This window comes from Pacificimonas sp. ICDLI1SI03 (assembly GCF_054740865.1).
In genome coordinates, this window is the sequence record NZ_JBSQAU010000002.1 from 360,592 (window position 1) to 380,873 (window position 20,282).

At 60.3% G+C, this 20,282-nt stretch carries 19 protein-coding genes; 9 read left to right on the forward strand and 10 right to left on the reverse strand.

The genetic code is table 11. The annotated features are described in order from the left end of the window. Positions 1–72: 72 nt before the first annotated feature. Genes ACSMXM_RS13645 through ACSMXM_RS13670 form a run of 6 tightly spaced genes read left to right on the forward strand, consistent with a single transcriptional unit; the run spans position 73 to position 10,282 of the window. Complete coding sequence (locus tag ACSMXM_RS13645) at positions 73–1,308, forward strand: TolC family protein (protein ID WP_103022929.1); 1,236 nt, start codon at positions 73–75, stop codon at positions 1,306–1,308. Then, on the forward strand, positions 1,305–2,816 hold the full coding sequence (locus ACSMXM_RS13650) for an efflux RND transporter periplasmic adaptor subunit (protein ID WP_460316887.1): 1,512 nt from the start codon (positions 1,305–1,307) through the stop codon (positions 2,814–2,816). Before ACSMXM_RS13645 ends, ACSMXM_RS13650 begins: the two co-directional genes overlap by 4 nt. Next, positions 2,813–5,980 (forward strand): efflux RND transporter permease subunit, encoded by a 3,168-nt coding sequence (locus tag ACSMXM_RS13655; RefSeq protein ID WP_460316889.1) that lies wholly within the window; start codon positions 2,813–2,815, stop codon positions 5,978–5,980. The genes ACSMXM_RS13650 and ACSMXM_RS13655 overlap by 4 nt, the downstream gene beginning before the upstream one ends. Further along, entirely contained in the window at positions 5,959–6,342 is a 384-nt protein-coding gene (locus tag ACSMXM_RS13660) for a copper-binding protein (protein WP_460316891.1), read from the forward strand. Before ACSMXM_RS13655 ends, ACSMXM_RS13660 begins: the two co-directional genes overlap by 22 nt. A gap of 55 nt (positions 6,343–6,397) precedes the next feature. Further along, a complete protein-coding gene (locus ACSMXM_RS13665; RefSeq protein WP_460316893.1) occupies positions 6,398–7,939 on the forward strand; it encodes a multicopper oxidase family protein in 1,542 nt (513 codons plus the stop codon). A gap of 12 nt (positions 7,940–7,951) precedes the next feature. Beyond that, on the forward strand, positions 7,952–10,282 hold the full coding sequence (locus ACSMXM_RS13670) for a heavy metal translocating P-type ATPase (RefSeq protein WP_050600425.1): 2,331 nt from the start codon (positions 7,952–7,954) through the stop codon (positions 10,280–10,282). 16 nt (positions 10,283–10,298) lie between these two features. Here ACSMXM_RS13670 and ACSMXM_RS13675 read toward each other — a convergent pair whose 3' ends face one another. Together ACSMXM_RS13675 and ACSMXM_RS13680 are read right to left on the reverse strand one after the other, a co-directional pair. Further along, entirely contained in the window at positions 10,299–11,099 is an 801-nt protein-coding gene (locus ACSMXM_RS13675) for a TSUP family transporter (RefSeq protein ID WP_460316895.1), read from the reverse strand. 19 nt (positions 11,100–11,118) lie between these two features. Beyond that, a complete protein-coding gene (locus tag ACSMXM_RS13680; protein ID WP_460316897.1) occupies positions 11,119–11,412 on the reverse strand; it encodes an ArsR/SmtB family transcription factor in 294 nt (97 codons plus the stop codon). A 137-nt stretch (positions 11,413–11,549) separates the two neighbouring features. On the opposite strand from ACSMXM_RS13680, the gene ACSMXM_RS13685 reads away from it, so the two are divergent. Genes ACSMXM_RS13685 through ACSMXM_RS13695 form a run of 3 tightly spaced genes read left to right on the forward strand, consistent with a single transcriptional unit; the run spans position 11,550 to position 13,442 of the window. After that, a complete protein-coding gene (locus ACSMXM_RS13685) occupies positions 11,550–12,002 on the forward strand; it encodes a protein tyrosine phosphatase family protein (RefSeq protein WP_460316899.1) in 453 nt (150 codons plus the stop codon). A gap of 43 nt (positions 12,003–12,045) precedes the next feature. Then, positions 12,046–12,954 (forward strand): MBL fold metallo-hydrolase, encoded by a 909-nt coding sequence (locus tag ACSMXM_RS13690; protein ID WP_063505479.1) that lies wholly within the window; start codon positions 12,046–12,048, stop codon positions 12,952–12,954. Positions 12,955–12,995: 41 nt separating this feature from the next. Continuing rightward, entirely contained in the window at positions 12,996–13,442 is a 447-nt protein-coding gene (locus ACSMXM_RS13695) for a DoxX family protein (protein WP_460316901.1), read from the forward strand. A gap of 92 nt (positions 13,443–13,534) precedes the next feature. Here ACSMXM_RS13695 and ACSMXM_RS13700 read toward each other — a convergent pair whose 3' ends face one another. The 8 genes from ACSMXM_RS13700 to ACSMXM_RS13735 all read right to left on the reverse strand — a co-directional run bounded on the left by ACSMXM_RS13700 (position 13,535) and on the right by ACSMXM_RS13735 (position 20,261). Continuing rightward, the gene (locus tag ACSMXM_RS13700; RefSeq protein ID WP_460316903.1) at positions 13,535–14,887 is read right to left on the reverse strand and encodes an MBL fold metallo-hydrolase; all 1,353 of its coding nucleotides are present in this window, start codon (positions 14,885–14,887) and stop codon (positions 13,535–13,537) included. Between the two features lie 70 nt (positions 14,888–14,957). Further along, entirely contained in the window at positions 14,958–15,662 is a 705-nt protein-coding gene (locus ACSMXM_RS13705; RefSeq protein WP_460316905.1) for an NAD(P)-dependent oxidoreductase, read from the reverse strand. A gap of 93 nt (positions 15,663–15,755) precedes the next feature. Then, positions 15,756–16,244, reverse strand: a complete 489-nt coding sequence (locus ACSMXM_RS13710) for a DUF6692 family protein (RefSeq protein ID WP_460316907.1) — start codon at positions 16,242–16,244, stop codon at positions 15,756–15,758. After that, positions 16,241–16,768, reverse strand: coding sequence for a DUF305 domain-containing protein (locus tag ACSMXM_RS13715; protein ID WP_460316909.1), 528 nt, complete (start codon positions 16,766–16,768; stop codon positions 16,241–16,243). The genes ACSMXM_RS13710 and ACSMXM_RS13715 overlap by 4 nt, the downstream gene beginning before the upstream one ends. Further along, the gene (locus ACSMXM_RS13720) at positions 16,765–17,178 is read right to left on the reverse strand and encodes a potassium channel family protein (RefSeq protein ID WP_460316910.1); all 414 of its coding nucleotides are present in this window, start codon (positions 17,176–17,178) and stop codon (positions 16,765–16,767) included. Before ACSMXM_RS13720 ends, ACSMXM_RS13715 begins: the two co-directional genes overlap by 4 nt. Beyond that, complete coding sequence (locus ACSMXM_RS13725) at positions 17,175–17,924, reverse strand: MauE/DoxX family redox-associated membrane protein (protein ID WP_460316912.1); 750 nt, start codon at positions 17,922–17,924, stop codon at positions 17,175–17,177. The genes ACSMXM_RS13720 and ACSMXM_RS13725 overlap by 4 nt, the downstream gene beginning before the upstream one ends. A gap of 112 nt (positions 17,925–18,036) precedes the next feature. Further along, positions 18,037–19,320 carry an APC family permease gene (locus tag ACSMXM_RS13730; RefSeq protein ID WP_460316914.1) on the reverse strand — a complete coding sequence of 428 codons (1,284 nt, stop codon included), beginning with the start codon at positions 19,318–19,320 and terminating at the stop codon, positions 18,037–18,039. A 194-nt stretch (positions 19,321–19,514) separates the two neighbouring features. Beyond that, on the reverse strand, positions 19,515–20,261 hold the full coding sequence (locus ACSMXM_RS13735) for an AlbA family DNA-binding domain-containing protein (protein ID WP_050600414.1): 747 nt from the start codon (positions 20,259–20,261) through the stop codon (positions 19,515–19,517). Positions 20,262–20,282: the final 21 nt, after the last annotated feature.

Consider the following 20,282-nt stretch of genomic DNA (forward strand, 5'->3'; position numbering starts at 1 on the left):
CTCAGCGCTCGGTCTATCGACCGAGCGCGCCGAAGCCTCCCCCGGTCAGCTTGCTTTGAAAGAGTGAGAATTATGGATTGGCGAATTGGCTGGGTGCCGTTAGCGGCCCTGCTCGCCGCGCAGACTGCACAAGCGCAGTCTGTCGGATACGAGGATGCACTTGCCGCGGCGCGTGGCGAACAACCTGTTTTGGAGGCTGGTGCATTGCGCGTGCAATCGCGGCGCGAGGCAGCGGAAGCGGCGGACGAGCTCCCTGATCCGCGCGTTCGGGGAGGGATCATGAACCTTCCTGTGACCGGATCCGCCGCGTTCGAACTTGATCAGCAACTTCCCACGCAAGTCGCGATCGGCGTCGAGCAGGAAATCCCAAATCTTGCCCGCCGCCGGGCGCGGTTTGGCGTTGCCAGTTCGGAGGTGCGCCTCGCCGAAGCGCGCCTTGGCATGGCCGAGCGCGAGGTTCTCGCCGATGCCGGAACGGCGTGGGTCAGGCTCCACTATGCGCAAGCGCGGCTCGACCTTGCTCGCGCAGCACTGGTCGAACTCAGAGCCTTCGTCCCGGTCGCCAACAGTGCCGTCGCTTCGGGATCGGCTCGCCCGGCGGAAAGTCTGGCGATCCGGCGTGAGCTGCTCGGTATCGAGGATGCAGCTACGTCCATCGAAGCCGAGCGCGAAACAGCGCAGGCACAGATTTCGCGATACATGCCAATTGAAAATCCTGTTGCGCTGGGCGCACCCCCATCTGTTTCACTAGACCCCGAACAGCTACGCTTTGAACTTACAAGCAATCCCGAACTTCTGCTGGCCGATGCTGAAAGCCGCCGCGCCGAGGCGGGGATTGATCTTGCCCGTGCCGAGAAGCGACCCGATTTCGGCGTGAGCGTCACCTATGGCCGCCGCAACCCCGACTTTGGCGATGCGGTGTCGGTCATGGGCTCGATCACTTTGCCCATCTTTACAGACCGGCGACAGAATCCGCGCATCGCGGCAGCCGAAGCCGACGCTGCAGCAGCGCTTGCCGAGCGCGAAGACCGGCTGCGCGCCCTCAGGGCCCGGTTTGAAGCCGATCTCGCCTCCTGGCGCAGCGCGGCGCGGCAGTGGGAGCGGGCGCGCGACGAACTTCTGCCTTTGGCGCGTGACCGTGCTGATCTCGAGACAGCCAGTTTTGCTGCGGGACGAGCCGATCTTGTCGACGTAATCGCCGCCAAGGCAGCACTCGTTTTGCTCGAACTGGAAATTCTCGGGCGCGAACAGGCAGCGGTCGAGGCTGCGGCCACGCTGCGACTTACCTACGGAGAGGACAGGCCATGAACGCCGCTTTCGAACGTTTTACGCCGCGCCAGCGCACTTATGCGTCCGCCGCAGCCATCGCCATTGTTAGTCTGGCGGCGGGTTTCGGCCTGTCGATGCTCGGCGGGGATAGCAGCGGCGAAGAGCCCGGTGCCGACACCGGATGCGAGGAAGTGCTGTACTGGTACGATCCGATGGTCCCCGACCAGCGCTTCGACGAGCCAGGCAAATCTCCGTTCATGGACATGCAGCTGGTCCCCAAATGCGCTGCTGGCGCAGCGCAGGGCGCCGGGGCAGTCAGCATTGATTCCGCCTTGGTGCAGAACTTCGGTATTCGGACTGCCGAGGCCGAGATTGGCGTGCTTGAACCCGAAACGCGGGTGACTGGAACTCTTGCCTATAATGGCAGTGATATGTCGATCGTCCAGCCGCGCGCCGGCGGATACGTGCAGCGTACATACGGCCATGCGCCCCAAGACCTCATCGCCCGAGGCGCGCCGATCGCCGACATTCTGGTGCCCGAGTGGGGCGGCGCACAGGGCGAATATCTGGCCGTTTCGGCAACGGGAGACGAAGCGCTCATCCGCGCTGCACGCGAGCGTTTGCGGCTGCTTGGCATGCCGGAATCGATCATCTCCTCAGTCGCTCGCAGCGGAAGGCCGCAATCGACTTTCACCGTGACCGCCCCGCAGTCGGGTGCGCTCACCTCGCTCGGCGTGCGACCGGGCATGACCGTGGCTATGGGCCAATCCCTCGCTGAAATCAGCGGGTACAGTCCCATCTGGCTTGAGGCGGCAGTGCCCGAGGCTTTGGCGGGCAGCGCCCGCGTGGGGCAGCCCGTGAGCGCGACGCTCACCGCTTTCCCCGGCGAGCGTTTTGCAGGACGGATCATTGCAATCCTTCCAAGCGCACAGGACGCCAGCCGGACGATTACCGTGCGGGCCGCCATGCCCAATCCAGGGCTTCGGCTCAAACCGGGCATGTTCGCGCAAGTCACATTGGCACCTGAGCGACGTGAGACGTTGCTGGTCCCTTCGGAAGCGGTCATTCGCACTGGCGAGCGGACTCTTGTGATGATTGCACAGGAAAGCGGCGGCTATCGCCCCGCAGAAATTCGCATCGGTCGCGAAGCGAACGGGCGCACCGAAGTGCTTGCCGGCCTTGCTGCGGGCGAGCAGGTCGTTACTTCGGGCCAGTTCCTGCTCGATTCCGAAGCCAGCCTTACCGGTATCGATGTGCGTCCTGTCGATCAGGCTCCATCGGCGGCGACCCGAGACCAGACGTCAAGCGAGGCGGACGAGCCGCAAACCTATCGGGCAACCGGTACAATTGAGCGTATCACCTCGAGCAGTGTGACCCTGCGGCATGGCCCGGTGCCTGCACTCGAATGGCCAGCGATGACCATGCCTTTCGCTACCGAGGGGCCTGAGCAACTGCGCGGTTTCGCGCGCGGTGACCGGGTTTCCTTCACGTTTGCGCAGGCCGGCACTGGGCCCCGCATTGTCTCGATCCGAAAGACCGGCGAATGATTGCGCGCATTATCGATAGCTCGATTGCCAATCGCTTCTTCGTGGTGCTGGCGGCGACCGGGCTGGCATTGGCCGGTTTCTGGGCTGTGCGAACAACGCCGGTCGATGCCTTGCCGGACCTCTCCGACGTACAGGTGGTGATCCGCTCGAACTATCCGGGACAAGCTCCCCGAATTGTCGAGGATCAGGTGACCTACCCGATGGCCACAACCATGCTGTCGGTCCCCGGCGCCGAAACAGTGCGCGGCTATTCCTTCTTCGGCGACAGCTATGTCTATGTCATCTTCGAAGACGGTACCGATCTTTACTGGGCGCGCTCGCGGGTTCTCGAATATCTCAACCAGGTTCAGAATCGCCTGCCGGAAGGGGTTGAGAGCACGCTCGGCCCCGATGCCACCGGGGTCGGCTGGATCTACGAATATGCACTGGTGGACCGTAGCGGCGGACACGACCTTGCCGGGCTGCGCAGCTTGCAGGACTGGTTCCTGCGCTACGAGTTGCAGACCATACCCGGGATCGCCGAAGTCGCGAGCGTTGGCGGAATGGTCAAGCAATACCAGATCGTTCTCGACCCGTATCGTATGGCCTCACTGGGTGTGACGCATGCGCAGGTTGTCAGGGCAGTTCAGGCGGGCAATCAGGAAACCGGCGGCTCTATCGTCGAGATGGGCGAAGCGGAGTATATGGTCCGCGCATCGGGTTATCTCGGAACGCTGGAGGATTTTCGCAGCATACCGCTGCGCGCCGAAGCGGGCGGCGTGCCGGTGACGCTCGGCGATGTCGCGAATGTCCAGATCGGCCCGGAGCTGCGGCGCGGCATCGCAGAGCTGAACGGTGAAGGCGAGGTTGCAGGCGGTATCGTGATCCTGCGGCAGGGAGCCGATGCGCGCAGCGCGATTACGGCAGTGGAAGCGAAGCTCGAACAATTGCAGGCGAGCCTCCCTGAAGGGGTGGAGATTGTCACCACCTATGACCGTTCGCAACTGATCGACGCATCGGTCGAAAACCTGACTACCAAGCTGATCGAGGAATTTATCGTCGTAGCCTTGGTGTGCCTCCTGTTCCTGTGGCATGCGCGCTCGGCTCTGGTCGCGGTCGTGACGCTGCCAATGGGTGTGCTCGCGGCCTTCCTCGTAATGCGCTTCCAGGGAGTGAACGCCAATATCATGTCGCTGGGCGGAATAGCCATCGCGATCGGGGCGATGGTCGATGCGGCGGTGGTCATGATCGAGAATGCCCATAAGCACATCGAACGCTGGACCGAGGAAAATCCCGATGCGGTTCTGTCCGTCAACGAGCGATGGCGTATCGTCGCCGATGCCTCGAAGGAAGTCGGCCCGGCGTTGTTCTTCAGCCTGCTGATCATCACCCTGTCGTTCCTGCCGGTGTTTACCTTGCAGGCGCAGGAGGCACGGCTCTTCGCGCCGCTCGCTTTCACCAAGACCTATGCCATGGCCGCTGCTGCGATCCTTTCAATCACTCTGGTTCCAGTGCTGATGGGCTGGCTGATCCGGGGAAAGATCCCTGCAGAGGACAGCAATCCGGTCAACCGCGTGCTGACGCGCGCTTACCGACCCGGCCTCGACTGGGTTATGCGCCGCCCCAAGACCACGCTGGCCATCGCCGGTCTGATCTTCTTGACGACGCTTGTTCCCTTCTCCCGGCTCGGCGGTGAGTTTCTCCCACCGCTCGATGAAGGCGACTTGCTCTATATGCCCAGCGCCCTGCCCGGATTGTCCCCCGGCGAGGCGTCGGCACTGCTGCAGCGCACCGACCGGCTGATCATGACCGTACCGGAAGTCGAAACCGTGTTCGGCAAGGCCGGCCGTGCCGACACCGCCACCGACCCCGCCCCGCTCACCATGTTCGAGACAACCATCCGCTTCAAACCGCGCGAGGAATGGCGCGAGGGCATGACGCCCGACATGCTGGTCGAGGAACTGGATCGCGCCGTGCAGGTTCCCGGCCTCGCCAACGTCTGGGTCCCGCCTATTCGCAACCGGATCGACATGCTCGCTACAGGGATCAAGAGTCCGATAGGGATCAAGGTTTCCGGAGAAGACCTGGGCGAACTGGAACGTGTGGCGCTCCAGGTCGAGCAAGCCGCCAAGAACGTTCCGGGCGTCAGCTCCGCGCTGGCCGAAAGGCTATCGGGAGGCCGCTATGTCGATGTCGATATCGACCGGCTGGAAGCAGCCCGCTACGGCCTCAACATCGCCGACGTCCAGCAGATCGTATCTGGCGCAATCGGCGGTGCAAACGTGGCCCGCAGCGTGGAGGGGCTGGCACGATATCCAATCAACGTGCGGTATCCGCGCGAAATTCGTGACAGCGTGGACGAGCTGCGTAACCTGCCGGTCCTTACTCCGTCGGGTCAGCAGATCACACTCGGCACCGTGGCTGCTGTCAGCGTGACCAGCGGCCCGCCCATGCTTAAGAGCGAGCAGGGCCGACCCACAAGCTATGTCTACATCGATGTGCGCGGACGCGATCTTACCTCGGTGGTTAGTGATTTGCAGGAGGTCATCGCCGCAGAGGTTGATCTGCCAGCGGGTGTCAGCCTGTCCTATGCCGGACAATTCGAATATCTCACACGTGCCTATGAGCGCCTTCAGATTGTCGTCCCGGCGACGCTGGCGATCATATTCCTGCTGCTCTATCTGATCTTCCGCCGTTTCGACGAGGCGCTGCTCATCATGGGCACGCTGCCATTCGCGCTGACCGGCGGCTTCTGGCTGCTTTACCTGATGGGGTACAACCAGTCCGTCGCGACGGCTGTCGGCTTTATTGCGCTGGCCGGTGTGTCTGCGGAGTTCGGTGTCATCATGCTGATCTATCTGAAAGCTGCGCTGGAGCGGCGCGATGAGGATGCAGATGCAGAGGAAGTCTCTGCCGCCATCCGCGAAGGTGCCTTGCTGCGGGTCCGCCCCAAGGCAATGACCGTAGCGGTTCTCTTGGCCGGCCTGTTCCCGATCCTGATCGGCACTGGGGCAGGCTCCGAAGTGATGAGCCGGATCGTCGCGCCGATGATCGGCGGAATGATCACAGCCCCGCTTTTGTCCATGTTCGTACTTCCTGCCGCATATCTGTTGTTGCGGCGTCCCCGGCCAGATCGGCCAAACCACTCCGAAGGAGAAGAAGAATGCGTACCACAACCCTCTTGACCCTGCTGGCCGCCCCGCTGGCGCTGGCAGCCTGTGATTCCGGCCAGGATATGGATGAGATGAACGATATGCCGATGGCTGAAGATGGCATGATGATGGATGATCAGGATATGCCGGCAATGGACCCCGGTGACATGATGCAGACCGCCAGCGCTGAGGGAACCGTCACCGCAATCGATGGCGAAGCTGGCACGATCACGGTCGAGCATGGCCCGGTCCCCGCAATTGACTGGCCGGCAATGACAATGGCGTTCGAGGCAGACGAGCAACTGCGTAGTGATGTCAGCGTCGGTGAGGGAATTTCCTTCGAGTTTCGTACTGGTTCTGAAGGCAGTGTGATCACGTCGATCACGAAGCAGTGAAACGATGGGGCGGCATCGGAAAAATCCGGTGTCGCCCTCGAGGAGCAACGCTATCATGAACCGCAAAGGCCAGGCATTCCCCATCGAGCGTCGTGCATTGCTGAAGCACGCGGGTCTGGCCGCAGCGGGATTTGCGGTCATGCCGCTTACAGCGTGCGAGGCATCCAACAAGCTCTTGCAGGGCAGCACTGGCGGTTCCAACGCGCTCGCCATACCTCCGCTCCAGGCGGGCCGGATCGAACAGGGCGAGCGTGTTTTTCGCCTCTCCTTGACCTCGGGCCAGAAGGAATTCGTGGCTGGCGTCGCCTCACCCACGATCGGCATTGACGCACCCTATCTCGGGCCGACACTCGAAATGCGCCGCGGCGAGCGCGTGCGTTTTCACATCGACAATAATCTGGGCGAAGGCGCCACGGTCCATTGGCACGGGTTCGAACTCCCCGCCTCTGCCGATGGCGGACCGCATCAACTGATCCGCCCGGGCGAGAGGTGGAGCCCGTCTTTCGAAGTGCGCCAGCGCGCCTCGCTCTACTGGTATCATTCGCATCTGCACCGCAGAGCCGGGTCGCAGGTTTATGCCGGACTTGCCGCGCCGATCTATGTCCGTGACGATCAAGAAGAGCGCCTCGGTTTGCCGAGCGAATATGGCGTCGACGACATTCCGCTGATCGTACAGGACCGGATAATCGATGGGTCCGGTCAACTGATTTGCCCAAGCGGAATGCAAGCGCGCATGATGGGCGTTCGTGGCAACCGGATTTACGTCAACGGCACCGAAGACGCTGTCTTTGACGCAGCGACCGGACAGCTTCGTCTGCGCCTTCTCAACGGATCAAACGCACGGTTCTATGATTTCTCGCTTGAGGGCGGTGGGCCGATGCAGCTTATTGCGAGCGATGGCGGCTTGCTTGATCGCCCCCATTCTGTCCGGTCGCTCAGGCTTGCGCCGGGGGAGCGGGCGCAGATCATCCTTGATCTCGCCGAAGGGCGCCCGCTGCGCCTTATCGCCAGCAGCCCGGACAACATGATGGGCATGATGGGCGGACAGGGTCGCGGCATGATGGGCGGCGGGATGATGGGTCGTGGAAATGACGGTGATCCTTCCGACGGGGTATTTCGCATTCTCGACATCAGGCCCGCAGATACGGCTCGGTCTGTCAGGCTGCCGGCCGAACTTGCTCCGCTTGGTGTGCCCGATCCATCGCTCGCCGTGCGAACCCGCCGGTTTGTGATCGATATGGGTATGATGGGCGGGGGAATGTCGATCAATGGCGCGGCGATGGACATGGATGTCATCAACGAACGCGTGCCGGTCGGACAATGGGAAATATGGGAGATCGCCAACGCTTCGATGATGGCGCACCCCTTCCATATCCATAATACGCAGTTTCGCGTGATCGAGCGCAATGGCCGCGCGCCGCCGCCGCTGGAAACGGGATACAAGGACACCGTGGTGGTGAACCCGCGCGAACAGGTGCGCGTACTGGTCCGCTTCGAGGAAAACACCGACCCGGACCTGCCCTACATGTACCATTGCCACATCCTCGAGCACGAGGATGCAGGTATGATGGGGCAATTCGTCGTCGTGAACAGCTAGGAAGGAAATGTTGTGAGCAAGGATGAAAGCGTAATCGAGGGCACTGCCATCGACCCGGTATGCGGCATGAGCGTTGCGATCGACGGCGCGAAGCACATTGCGCCGTATGAAGGCGCCGAGCACTATTTCTGTTCTTCGCGCTGCCACGACAAGTTCCTTGCTGATCCCGAACTCTACCTGTCGGGCGCGCACCTCAATGCGGTCGAAGAGGTGCCTGAGGGGACGATTTATACTTGCCCAATGCACCCTGAAATCCGGCAGCCCGGCCCCGGTTCGTGCCCGATTTGCGGAATGGCGCTCGAACCGGAGATGGTCTCGCTCGACGATGGACCCGATCCCGAACTGATCGATATGCGTCGCCGGTTCTGGTGGAGCGCGCTCCTGACGCTGCCATTGTTCGTCTATGCAATGGGCGACATGGTTCCCTGGATCAGTTTCGACCAGCTTATCGAATCTGCCTATGCGCAATGGGCGCAGTTCGCTCTCGCTACCCCCGTCGTTCTGTGGGGAGCCTGGCCGTTTTTCACCCGCGCCGTCGAGTCGCTGAAGACGCGCAATCTCAACATGTTCACGCTGATCGGGTTCGGCGTGGCGATCGCCTACATTTTCAGCGTGGTGGCCACAATTGCACCGCATATTTTTCCTCCCGCGTTTCATGACCATTCGGGGCGGGTCGGGGTCTACTTTGAGGCCGCAGCTGTCATCACGACTTTGGTCTTGTTGGGGCAGGTCCTCGAGCTCAAGGCAAGGGGCTCGACCTCCAGCGCATTGCGCGCGCTGCTCGAACTGGCTCCGCCAAGCGCGGTCAAAATCTTCGGGTCCGGCGACGAGCGCGAGGTGCCGCTCGATCAGCTGGCCACCGGTGATCGTCTGCGCGTCCGTCCCGGCGACAAAGTGCCCGTCGATGGCGAGATTGAGGAGGGTTCGAGCGCAATCGATGAATCCATGATCAGTGGTGAACCGCTGCCCGTCGCCAAGAAAACCGGCGACACAGTTATAGGCGGGACAGTCAATCAGACCGGCGGCTTTGTCATGCGCGCCACCGGTGTAGGCAAGGACACGATGCTGTCCAAGATCGTCCAGATGGTAGCCGAAGCGCAGCGCAGCCGCGCACCGATCCAGCGCTTGGCGGATCAGGTGGCGGGCTGGTTCGTGCCCGCCGTGGTGGTGATCGCCATCGTCACGTTCATAGTCTGGGCTATCTGGGGCCCCGCGCCCGCGCTGGCCTATGCGCTGGTCAATGCCATCGCGGTCTTGATCATCGCCTGTCCGTGCGCGCTTGGGCTTGCCACGCCGATGTCGATCATGACCGGTACCGGCAAGGGCGCGCAGCATGGCATTCTGATCCGTAACGCCGAGGCGCTCGAAACATTGGAGAAGATCGATACGCTGGTGGTCGACAAGACAGGCACGCTGACGATGGGCAAACCCGACCTGGTGGCAGTGACACCTGCAAACGGAATTGACGAAACCGAATTCCTGGCCGCGGTCGCGGGTGTCGAGATGGGAAGCGAGCATCCGCTGGCCCATGCGATCGTCGAAGGCGCAAAAGCGCGCGGCGTATCGCCGGCCGAGGCCACAGACCTCGCCTCGACCACCGGCGAAGGTGTCGAGGCCAGCGTGCAGGACCGCCGCGTTGCTATCGGCAATGAGAAGATGATGCGACGTGTCGGTATCGACGATGACGTCTGGCTTGGCTCGGCGGAGGGCGGTCGCAAGCAGGGCCAGACAGTTATGTTCGTCGCGTTCGATGGCCGTCCGGCAGGTCTCATTGCGGTAGCCGATCCGATCAAGCCGACCAGCGCTGCGGCGATTGCGGCGCTCCATTCGCGCGACATCCGGGTGGTGATGCTCACCGGCGATAGCCGTGGCACAGCCGAAGCGGTGGCGCGCGAAATGGGGATCGACGAGGTGCATGCCAATGTCTCTCCGGAAGACAAGCACAGCAAGATTGAGGAGCTGAAGGCACAAGGCCGCCGCGTCGGTATGGCCGGAGACGGCATCAACGATGCCCCCGCGCTGGCCGCTGCAGATGTCGGAATCGCCATGGGTACCGGCACCGATGTGGCGATTGAGAGCGCAGGCGTGACTCTGGTGCGCGGTGATTTGACAGGGGTAGTCCAGGCCATCGTGCTGTCGCGCTCAACGATGCGCAACATCCGGCAGAACCTGTTCTTCGCGTTTGGTTATAACACGCTTGGCATTCCGGTCGCCGCAGGCGTGCTGTTTCCGTTCTTCGGATTGCTGCTGAGTCCCATGATCGCGGCGGCGGCCATGAGCCTCTCTTCTGTATCGGTGATCGCGAATGCGCTGCGGCTGCGGAGCCTGCGCCTGGACACATGACGCCGAATGGCGGCGATCACAACAAAGCCGTCGTTACCCATTCGCCGGTGACGAACACACCGACAAGGATCACGACTGCAGAGAAAATGTATGTTAGCGTCCGCTTGCGCGCCGCGAGGCTGTGCGAGGCCCGGGTTCCCAGCCAGCCCCCCATCGCGCCTCCGCCAATGAAGAACCCGGCGATCGGCCAATTGATCAGCCCGTCCAATGCGTAATTGGCGGCCGTGGTGGCGCCGAAAGCGGTTACGGAGACTAGCGAAGAGCCGATCGCATTGAGGATCGGCATGGCCGTCGCGGCAACCAGGCCCGGCACCACCAGGAACCCGCCGCCGATACCGAAAAAGCCGGACAGTGCGCCGACAACAAACCCACCGGCCGCCAGCCGCGGGGTCAACCGCAATGCGGTCGCTGCGGTAAGGCGGACATCCGGGTCGGACCCACCCGATTTTTCGCGTATCATCGACAGGCCGACAATGATCATCACCAAGCCGAACAGGCCCAGCAGGAGATCGCCCTGTGTCATCTTCCCCATAGTCGATCCCGCCGCTGCACCGATAATACCGAATGCCGCGAAAAGACTTGCGCAACGCCATTTCACACTGCCGCCACGGGCATGTAACAGCAGGTTGGCCAAGGCGCTCGCGGCCACGGCGGCAGCGGATGTGGCGATTGCGACATGTGTGTCGCGAACGCCGACAACATAGATCAATAGCGGCACGGCGAGGATCGATCCCCCGCCGCCGATCAAACCCAGCGAGAACCCCACGAGGAGCCCTGAGGCTAGCGACAATGACGCCTGAACAAGACCGATATCCATCAGGCGGGCGCAGCCGTCATTAACTTGTCTCGCCGGGCCTGCTGCCGGCTTCGCCGTCCGGACTGCAATAGATGGCGTAAAGCGTTTCCAGCACACGCCGTGTCGCATCGCCGGACAGGGAATAGTGGATTGAGCGACCGTCTCGCCGCGCTGCGACCAAACCGTCCTTGCGCATCAGCGAAAGATGCTGCGAGACGACGGTTTCACCGATCTCCAGCAAATTGGCCAGCTCGCCCACGCTGCGCTCGCCCTCCACAAGCTGGCAGGCGATCATCAGGCGGTTGTGGCTGCCCAATGCCTTGAGCAGGGTCACCGCCTTTTCGGCTTGTTTGCGAATATCTTCGGCTTGCATACTTGCATATATGCGAAGGTGTGCATATAAAGTCAATCGTAATCTGCCCCCGCGCTATTGCGGGCCGGGAGCTTTGAGCCAGATTCAGGATATTCCTTATGACCCACATCAAGACCCTCAACGACAGTTTCGCTGTCTCGGCTGCTCCGCCTTCCGAGGGCGACCTGCGCGCCTTGGCGGAGGATGGTTACAAAGCCGTCGTCAACCTGCGCTGCCAGGATGAGGCGGATCAGCCAATCGCCCCGGACCGGGAAGGTGAAGTTGTGGCATCGCTTGGCCTCGAATATCGTCACCTGCCGGTGGCGGGCGGCGCCATGTCGGATGAACTCGTCGATGAATTCAGGGCCAGCGTCGAAGCGCTCCCGAAGCCGGTGCTGGTCCATTGCGCTTCGGGCAAGCGCGCAGGGGCCTTCACAATGATGCATCTGGCGGCGCAACAGGGAATGGGCGGCGACGCGGCGCTGCAGCAAGCGGCGGATATGGGCTTCGTTTGCGATGAACCGGCGCTGGAAGATTTTGTCCGTAATTACGTCGACCGAGCGCAGGACTGATCACTCCGACCCGCCTTCAACCTGCATACAAAAAGAGCTTTCGATGAAACCTGACGTAGAGGCATTTTTCGACACAAATACCAATACGGTGACCTATGTCGTGTCCGATCCCGCGGCCAAGGTGTGCGCGGTGATCGATCCGGTGCTCGATTTCGATGCCGCAGCGGCACGAACCGCGACAAAGTCCGCCGATAAGGTGATCGATTTCGTCCGGGAGAAGGGTTTCAAATGTGAGTGGATACTGGAAACCCATGTCCATGCCGATCACCTGTCCGCCGCACCTTACATTCGCAGCGCGCTAGGCGGCAGACTCGCTATCGGCAGCCAGATCACCGTCACGCAGAATACCTTCGGTCCGATCTTCAATGCCGGGGTGGACCTGCCGCGCGATGGGCGCCAGTTCGACCATTTGTTTGCCGATAATGACAGCTTCGACCTGGGCACCATATCGGCTCGGGCACTCCATACGCCGGGACATACGCCCGCGTGCATGACTTATGTTATCGGCGATGCCGCCTTTGTCGGCGATACGCTGTTCATGCCCGATTACGGCACGGCGCGCGCCGACTTTCCCGGCGGCGATGCACGTACGCTCTATCGCTCTATTCGCCGGATCTTCGAGCTACCAGGCGAGACGCGGCTGTTTATGTGTCACGACTACCTACCGGAAGGCCGCTCGGAGCATCGGTGGGAAACTACGGTACAAGACCAAAAGCACAGCAACATCCATGTCCACGCCGGGATCGGCGAGGATGCATTTGTGGCCATGCGAGAGGAGCGCGACGAACAGCTGGGTATGCCACGTCTCATCCTGCCATCAATCCAGATCAACATTCGTGGTGGGAACATGCCTGGCGCAGAAGAAAACGGCACGATCTATCTGAAACTGCCGGTCAACGTTTTGGGTGAACCGCAAACACCGCCCGAAGAAACAGGTCCACGCACCCAGTAAGTTTGCCGTCGATGCATCAACCTGAGGGTGGAGGGTACATTATGATCCGGAATGTCGAAAACAACCTAGCGACATGGGCCACAAAAGTGCGATTGATCGATCCGGTCTTCCGCCTCTCTTTGAGCCTCATATTCATCATCGGCGGAGTGGGGCATTTTCTTGCGCATGAATATATGCTCGACCGGATGGCATTGTCGCCATGGAAAGATCATGTTGTTTTAATTGGTGATGCGTCCATCCTTTTGTGGCTGTCTGGCTTGGTGTTCATCGGTGCAGGCACATCGCTGGCCTTGGGGTGGATGACTCGGCTCTCATGCACCGCGCTATTTCTCACTCTCGTTCCGATAACTTTCGCGATCCATATCGCCCCTGGCCACACAGGCCCTCTACTCAAGAATATCGCTATCCTGGGGGCGCTGGCATTTGTCTTCGTTCGCGGACCAGGAAGTCATTCAATGGATACGGCGCTCGGTCGCGCCGCTAGTTGAGCGACGAGCACGCTGACCCGCCACATACGAGCAAAATCTCGCAAAAGATTTTGACGTGCTTTGCAAGAGTTTCGCGCTTCAAGCTACGCGCTTCAGCCGGACGCGTTCTTCCACGCCCCCATGGAACCAAGATAGATGTCGAGGTGCTCGAAACCCTTGCTGGCCAGCCAGCCCGCAGCAACGCTCGCGCGCATTCCGCTCGCGCACATCAGCGTGTAGTGATGATCCTGCTTTAGCTCTTTCCAGCGGGTATTCAGCTCGCCGACGTAGATATGTTCTGAGCCATCGATACTGGTTTGCTGGCGCTCCTCGAGATCACGCACATCGAGCAAGGTCCATTGGCCGCCGTTCTGGTCGAGTCTTTGCGCGACTTCATCGGTGTTGATCATGGGAACGCTGCGCATCGCCGCGCCCTGTGCAGCTGCAGGAACGACGCCCACGTAACCACCAATGATGTTGTCAAAACCGATGCGCACCAGATGCGCCATCGCATTGGCAAGCTGGTCTTCTTCGGAGGCGACCAGCGCTATCGTCTCGCCCTCGGTGATGAACCACCCTGCGAAAGCCGGGATCATTCCCACCGGAAGGCACATCGCGCCCGGCAGGTGGCCGCCGGCATAGCCAAGCGGTTCACGAACGTCGATCAGGTGGTCAGCGCCGCTCTTGGCAATTTGCTGTAGCCCCATCCGGCGGGGGCGCATGATGCGCGGAGCAGCATCTGCGCCTTCCAGATTGAGCCGCTCCATTAACCGGAAATAGGGCGGCTGGTAATGGTGCTCTGCTATTTTCGCCTGAATGAATTCGTCGCGATCAGAGATACGCAGGCGCGAATTATTGCGGCGTTCATGGCCGACCGTGGAGAATTCCCGGTCCGCCATACCCGATCCGCAGACCGAACCCGCGCCATGCGCCGGGTAAATGATTGCCTGGTCTCCGAGACGGCAAATCTTTTGCAGGGAATCGTATAGCAGCCCGGCAACTTCCTCCTTGCGTTCGGGATAGAAATCGGTTCGCCCGACATCGCCGACAAACAGCGCATCGCCTGTGAAGACGCCAACCGGTCCTTCGGAATATTCGCTGTCATGGATAACGAAGGCGAGATGGTCGTCAGTGTGACCGGGCGTTTCAAGCACTTCGATTCTCAGTTGTCCCAGTTCAAAGCAATCGCCTTCGCGCGCAGTCTCGGCAAACACGACTTCGCCTGCTGAATTGGGCCCGTGATAGACCCTCGCGCCGGTCATTTCGGAAAGGATCGGCGAGCCGCTGACCAGGTCCTCGTTGCGATGGGTTTCGAAGATATGTGTAATCTCCAGTCCCTCGGCGCGGGCCTTGTCGACATAGATTTCGCAGTCGCGGCGCGGATCTATGACCGCAGCCTGCCCGCCGGCACCGATAATGTAGGAAAGTTGCGAAAGACCCGGGGTCTTGATCGTCTCGAAATACATACGGCTTCCTTGTGTCCTACTCGAAATTTGTGATGTTCAGTCCGATTCGCCTCAATCGTTGGTACCAGGCTTAATCGATCCCCAGCTCGGCTTTGATGGCGGCAGGGCTCTCCAAGCTCTCGTTTTCGGGCCGACCGATGGCAGGCTTTGCGTTGATCCAGGTGTCTTCGAGCACGAACTCGAGAAGGCTCGCTGCCAGATCCGCGTGACGGCATCGAAAGCACCCATCTGCCAACCGTTCGTCGGTAATCACGGATTCGCCGGTATAGGGTTCGTCAAGCAACCAGCCCGGCCGCACAGCGGTCCACCTGACGCCCGGTACGTCACTTAGCATCGCTTCCATCGCACGCATCTGTTCGAGGATGTTGAACAGTGCAGGCTTGGCCGTCAGCTCAAACCAGCCTGGAACGCTCGACTGGTGTTCGACGAAGGCCGCGGAGATCACGGTTATTCGGTCTATGTCGGTTTGCTTTATCGCTTCGAGCAGATTTCGTGTTCCTTCGGTATAAAGCGGTGGCGGATCGATGGCATTGCTGGGACCAAACCCGACACCGAGGGTCGAAATGACGGCACGGCAACCGTCGAGTTGGTGTGCGAAATCATCCGACAGAACATCGGATTCGATATATTCGAACTCGCCTATACGCTCGCTCGGCTCGGGCAGATTGTGTTCAAAGGCGCGGATCGGTACGTCGCGGTCAAAGGCATGCTTCAAAAGCTCACTGCCTGTTTTCCCGCCGGCACCGAAGACGGCAATCGGCCTGGTATCGGGCATGGGATCGCTCCTTCTCAAAATGATGTCTAGAAGAAAAACCAGCTTGAGCGGGCGCACGGGCGAGGGATCGCTCGCCCGTGCGCCCTGTTTTAATCAGGCTCCGCCGCTGGGACAGGTGGTATAGCCCCAGAAGCCGAATTCATCCTTGGCTCTTGGCGCAACCACGATCATCTCCTGCATTTGCAGGCCTGCATCGCCTTCATCATCCAGCATGCGCGTCCTGATGCGAAGCTCGCCGTTCGAATAGCTGTCCGGGCCATCGGCAGTGACCGGAATGAGGGTGCCGTTGATCTTGATGACGCCCTGTCCGCTATCGTCATAGACGAAGGACGGGAAGGCAATTTCGGTCAGCCGGAATTGACAGGATTTTTCCGCACCCAGCGCAGCGATATCTGCGCTATTCATCGTTTCGGGAAGCATCAGGCCGGGGCTGACATTTGCCAGTGCACTGGCGGCATCCTCAATGGGGGCGGCAGTTGCGGGTGGATCTAACTGGGCCTCGCGGTCATTGCCCGGGGCGGTGTTGGAATTGCAGGCGGCGAGCGGCAATGCGATGGCCGCTATAAGCGCGAAATTTTTCATTGCTGCATCTCCTCTGGCAGGCGTTCTTCGGTTCGCGGCCCGTTCTGCTCGATGTCGTCGATCAGATATTTCATCTCGGCGATTTCGCGGCGCTGGGCGACGATGATAGCCTGTGCGAGTTCGCGCACTCTTGGATCCTTCAGGCTTGCGCGTTCACTGGTCATGATGGCGATCGAGTGGTGCGGGATCATCGCGGCCATGTATTCGGTATCGTCGACGGTGGTCTGACTGCGCACCAGCCACAGAGCGAGGGCAAACACGACAGCCCCAACGCCAAGAATGATGAAGTTCTTGGTTCGGTCCTTGTACATGCCCCACATGAAGAGCAGCATGACCACCAGCATCATCGCGCCCATGACAAACATCATCCAGAAGCGTGTTTCGCTCCAGAAGACGTCGTCAACGGTGAAGGTATTGGCATACATCAGGAAGAACATGATAACGGTCGAGGTCGAGACCATGGCCATGAACCGCCAGTAGCTCCCTCCCCCTCCCTTGTCCGAGTGGCTCGTCTTCTCAGTCATGCTTTTTCTCCTTCATGCATCATGGTCCAGAGTAGCTGCGCCGAGCAGCTTATGAGTGCGAAGCCTGTCAGGGCTTCGACGCCGGCGAGCACCCTCAGGTGGTCGGTCGGATAGATGTCGCCCAGACCAAGTGTCGTCACATTGATGAGCGAGAAATAGAAGTAGTCCATCCAGTCCATCGCCGGGGCCTTGTCGAACCCTCCAAGGTTCCATTCCCCGCCCAGCCAGAAACCGACCGCGAACAGGATTGCGACCAGAAAATGCGAACTGAGGACGAGCAGCGAGACGCCAAGCTTGGCCAGCGAGTCTCGCCTGCGGCCGAGGAGGCGGTGGCCGACACCAAGGATCGCGAGGTGTGAGGCGACAGCCAGGAGGAACAGAGCGACGGCAAGAATGAGCGCAATGATCATAGGAAGAGCTTCGCGCCCATCCACAGACCCATGCCCATCATGAACAGGTTCTCGGTCAATGAGACGAACCCAAGCGGCACGTTGCTGGAGCCACCAACGCATGCACATTTCAGCTCGCGCTTATCGATATAGACCGCCTTGAATACGCTGACAGCGCCGATAGTCCCGATAAACAGTGCGAGGGGAGCAGAAAGCCAGGTCAGCGCGCCAGCGGTCATGAGAATACCCGCGGCGGCTTCACCGAACGGATATACGAAGCCATAGGGGACCCAGCGTTTGGCCAGCAGATCGTAGTTCAGGAACATGGTCGAGAAGCTGCGCACGTCTTGCAGCTTCTGGACAGCCAGCAAGGTCATCGACAGGCTCACGAACCATTCTGCCGCGCGCACGGTAAAGAGGTTGTCGAAGAACGCCCAGCTCAGCCCGAGCGCGAGCAGCAGAGCTACCGCGAAAATCGCGATGACGGGCTGATAACTGGTTTCGCCCTCCTTGGGCTGCGAGCGGCTTTTGCCGAAGAATTCGCGCACATCGTCATAGCCACCGATGCGCCTGTCTTCGATAAAGGTTTGGGGCGTGGTCTCGACCTCGTGCTTGTCTTTAAACGCGTCGGTCTCTTCCCTGCTTGTCAGGTGATTGTCGTCGATCTCGAATCCCTGTCGCTTGAGGAGATCGATCGTCTTGAGACCATAGGGGCAAACGTGATCCTCCATCACCATGCGGTAAACCGTCGCTGTTCGGGTCGTCATAATTCGCTCCGTTTGTTTTTCGTGATGGCGCTACTGGGCAATGCGCAAGCCGGGCACGGTTGTGCAGTGGAGCCCGCCTCGAGAGCTTCCCACCTGGAAAGGAAGTGCATGGTCAACTCGCCTCTTCCGTTCCATCGTTCTCGGGCGATGCTGGTGCGCCGGGATTGCGCGAGAGGTAGAACCATTGGCCAAGAAAAACGGCGGCGATCCCGATCACGGCGTAGGCCACGACGGCAGGATCGCTGCGCAATTTCGCGACAGTGAAAGCTGCCAGGACTACGCCATCGGCTGCGAGTGCAGCGAGAAGCACCGAGGCGCGCGCGCCGACTTCCCCGCGCAGGTGGCGCAGGACGCCCCAGTGAACCAGCATGTCCATGACGAGATAGAAGAAGGCACCCAGCGATGCGATACGGGAAAGATCGAACAATACGGCCAGCGTTCCGGCAACGACCACAGTGTAGACCAGCATGTGGCTGCGGATCCCGCCGCTCATGCCGAAATGGCTATGCGGGATCATCTTCATATCGGTCAGCATCGTCAGCATCCGCGACACCGCAAAAACACTCGCGATGACGCCTGACGTGGTCGCGGCGATCGCGATCGCGACGGTGAAATAAAAACCCAGATCGCCAAGCGCCGGGCGCGCGGCGGCCGCCAGTGAATAATCGCGTGCTTCGATAATCTCGGAGATGCTGAGGCTTGAGCCCACCGCAACAGCGACGAGCAGATAGACCACGATGCAGATGCCAATCGAGATCATGATCGTGCGGCCTACATTCTTGTGCGGATCGACGATTTCGCCGCCACTATTGGTGATCGTGGTAAAGCCCTTGAAAGCGAGAATCGAAAAGGCAACCGAGGCGACCAGGGCTTCTGCGTTGGTCAGCGCTACAGGCTGCGAGAATGCTCCTGATGAAAAACCGCTCACCCAGATCGCAGCTACTGCAAATAGCGCAATGCCGCCGATCTTGATCGCCGACATGATAAGTGAAAACCCGCTAACCGACTTGTTGCCCGCTGCATTGACGAAATAGGCAAAGATAATGAGAGCGAGCGCTGCCAGAGAAACGAGCCATCCGCTGCTCTCGAGATCGAACGGACGCAGCGCATATGTTGCGAAGGTCCTTGCCACGAGACTTTCGTTGATGACCATAGACAGCGCCATCAGCAGCGAGGCTGATGCGGCGATGACGCCGGGCCCGTATGCTTTTTGCAAAATCATCGCGATGCCGCCCGATGAGGGCCATTTGTTCGACATCTTGATGTAGCTGTAGGCCGACAATGAAGTGACCAGCGCCCCGGCGATAAAGGATAGCGGAAAGAGGGGGCCAGCAAGTTCGGCGATCTGCCCGGTGAGTGCGAAGATGCCTGCACCGATCATAACGCCGGTGCCCATGGCGATGCCGCCCAGCAGCGTTATGGAGCCTGCGGTATTGCCCGTTCGATCGTGACCATGGTCTTGCAATACATTCCCCTATGGATGTCCTCCCGTTCGAGAAACATCATTGCCGAACAGTACGTTCGGCAGGGCTTCACCCCTCAAAAAAGATTCTGCGAGACTCCAGGCGCCTGTGTGCGCCCGGGTTATAGTTACATCGGCCCGGCTTCTCTTCGTTGAAGGTGCGCCTGAGCTTCGCGAACATCCAGCTCCCGGGTACTGTTTCCGGTGCGCAGCATGAGATGAGCGACACCCCCTTCGGTGTAGTAGACCGGATGCACGCTTTTCTCGACGATCACCCTGCAAACGGTCAGCCCGCCAAGCCCATGGAAACGACTATGGACCAGGGCACAAGCATCCCCGCCCAGGGCGTCTCTTGCAGTGTCCATCAAAAGTCGTTCGAATCCATCCTGGTTCGCGTGCTTGAGCGTTCGCATATCCGCTTCAATGCCCGCAACAGTCCCGTCATCTTCCACGCCGATCAAGAGCGTGCCACCTTCATGGTTGAGAAAACCCGCTATTGTCTTCACGACAACCTGCTGCAGGCGCCGGTTTACGCGCTCTTCGCGTCTGTCCCAACGCATAGACGACTTGAACTCGACATGCTCTCCTTCGCCCCGGGCAATGAGCAAAGGTAGCTCTTCTTCAAGCTCGCGTTCGAGGAAACGAACTTTCGAGCGTTCATCCAAAAGGCGGCTGTGATAAATACCAAACCCCAGCCCAATCGCAGCGCCCAACGCCACATACACAGCGCTCATCGTTAGCATTTCAAACGCGAATGCCGAAGACAGACGGTCAAGCAGAAAAGCGAGCGCGTTGCTTTGGGCGGCAATATTCGAGGCACCGAATTCATACCAGTAGACAAGTGTCGTCACCGGATGAAGGATCGCGAAACCCATGACTGCGCCTATGGCGGTGTG

What these genes read in the sequence shown, in the direction of transcription:
- ACSMXM_RS13715 (WP_460316909.1), bottom strand. Translation starts at nt 16,768, where the DNA reads ATGACTGAGAAGACGAGCCACTCGGACAAGGGAGGGGGAGGGAGCTAC.
- ACSMXM_RS13660 (WP_460316891.1), top strand. Translation starts at nt 5,959, where the DNA reads ATGCGTACCACAACCCTCTTGACCCTGCTGGCCGCCCCGCTGGCGCTG.
- ACSMXM_RS13720 (WP_460316910.1), bottom strand. Translation starts at nt 17,178, where the DNA reads ATGATCATTGCGCTCATTCTTGCCGTCGCTCTGTTCCTCCTGGCTGTC.
- ACSMXM_RS13735 (WP_050600414.1), bottom strand. Translation starts at nt 20,261, where the DNA reads ATGGGTTTCGCGATCCTTCATCCGGTGACGACACTTGTCTACTGGTAT.
- ACSMXM_RS13710 (WP_460316907.1), bottom strand. Translation starts at nt 16,244, where the DNA reads ATGAAAAATTTCGCGCTTATAGCGGCCATCGCATTGCCGCTCGCCGCC.
- ACSMXM_RS13675 (WP_460316895.1), bottom strand. Translation starts at nt 11,099, where the DNA reads ATGGATATCGGTCTTGTTCAGGCGTCATTGTCGCTAGCCTCAGGGCTC.
- ACSMXM_RS13730 (WP_460316914.1), bottom strand. Translation starts at nt 19,320, where the DNA reads ATGGGCACCGGCGTTATGATCGGTGCAGGCATCTTCGCACTCACCGGG.
- ACSMXM_RS13655 (WP_460316889.1), top strand. Translation starts at nt 2,813, where the DNA reads ATGATTGCGCGCATTATCGATAGCTCGATTGCCAATCGCTTCTTCGTG.
- ACSMXM_RS13690 (WP_063505479.1), top strand. Translation starts at nt 12,046, where the DNA reads ATGAAACCTGACGTAGAGGCATTTTTCGACACAAATACCAATACGGTG.
- ACSMXM_RS13685 (WP_460316899.1), top strand. Translation starts at nt 11,550, where the DNA reads ATGACCCACATCAAGACCCTCAACGACAGTTTCGCTGTCTCGGCTGCT.
- ACSMXM_RS13695 (WP_460316901.1), top strand. Translation starts at nt 12,996, where the DNA reads ATGATCCGGAATGTCGAAAACAACCTAGCGACATGGGCCACAAAAGTG.
- ACSMXM_RS13700 (WP_460316903.1), bottom strand. Translation starts at nt 14,887, where the DNA reads ATGTATTTCGAGACGATCAAGACCCCGGGTCTTTCGCAACTTTCCTAC.
- ACSMXM_RS13705 (WP_460316905.1), bottom strand. Translation starts at nt 15,662, where the DNA reads ATGCCCGATACCAGGCCGATTGCCGTCTTCGGTGCCGGCGGGAAAACA.
- ACSMXM_RS13725 (WP_460316912.1), bottom strand. Translation starts at nt 17,924, where the DNA reads ATGACGACCCGAACAGCGACGGTTTACCGCATGGTGATGGAGGATCAC.
- ACSMXM_RS13650 (WP_460316887.1), top strand. Translation starts at nt 1,305, where the DNA reads ATGAACGCCGCTTTCGAACGTTTTACGCCGCGCCAGCGCACTTATGCG.
- ACSMXM_RS13665 (WP_460316893.1), top strand. Translation starts at nt 6,398, where the DNA reads ATGAACCGCAAAGGCCAGGCATTCCCCATCGAGCGTCGTGCATTGCTG.
- ACSMXM_RS13645 (WP_103022929.1), top strand. Translation starts at nt 73, where the DNA reads ATGGATTGGCGAATTGGCTGGGTGCCGTTAGCGGCCCTGCTCGCCGCG.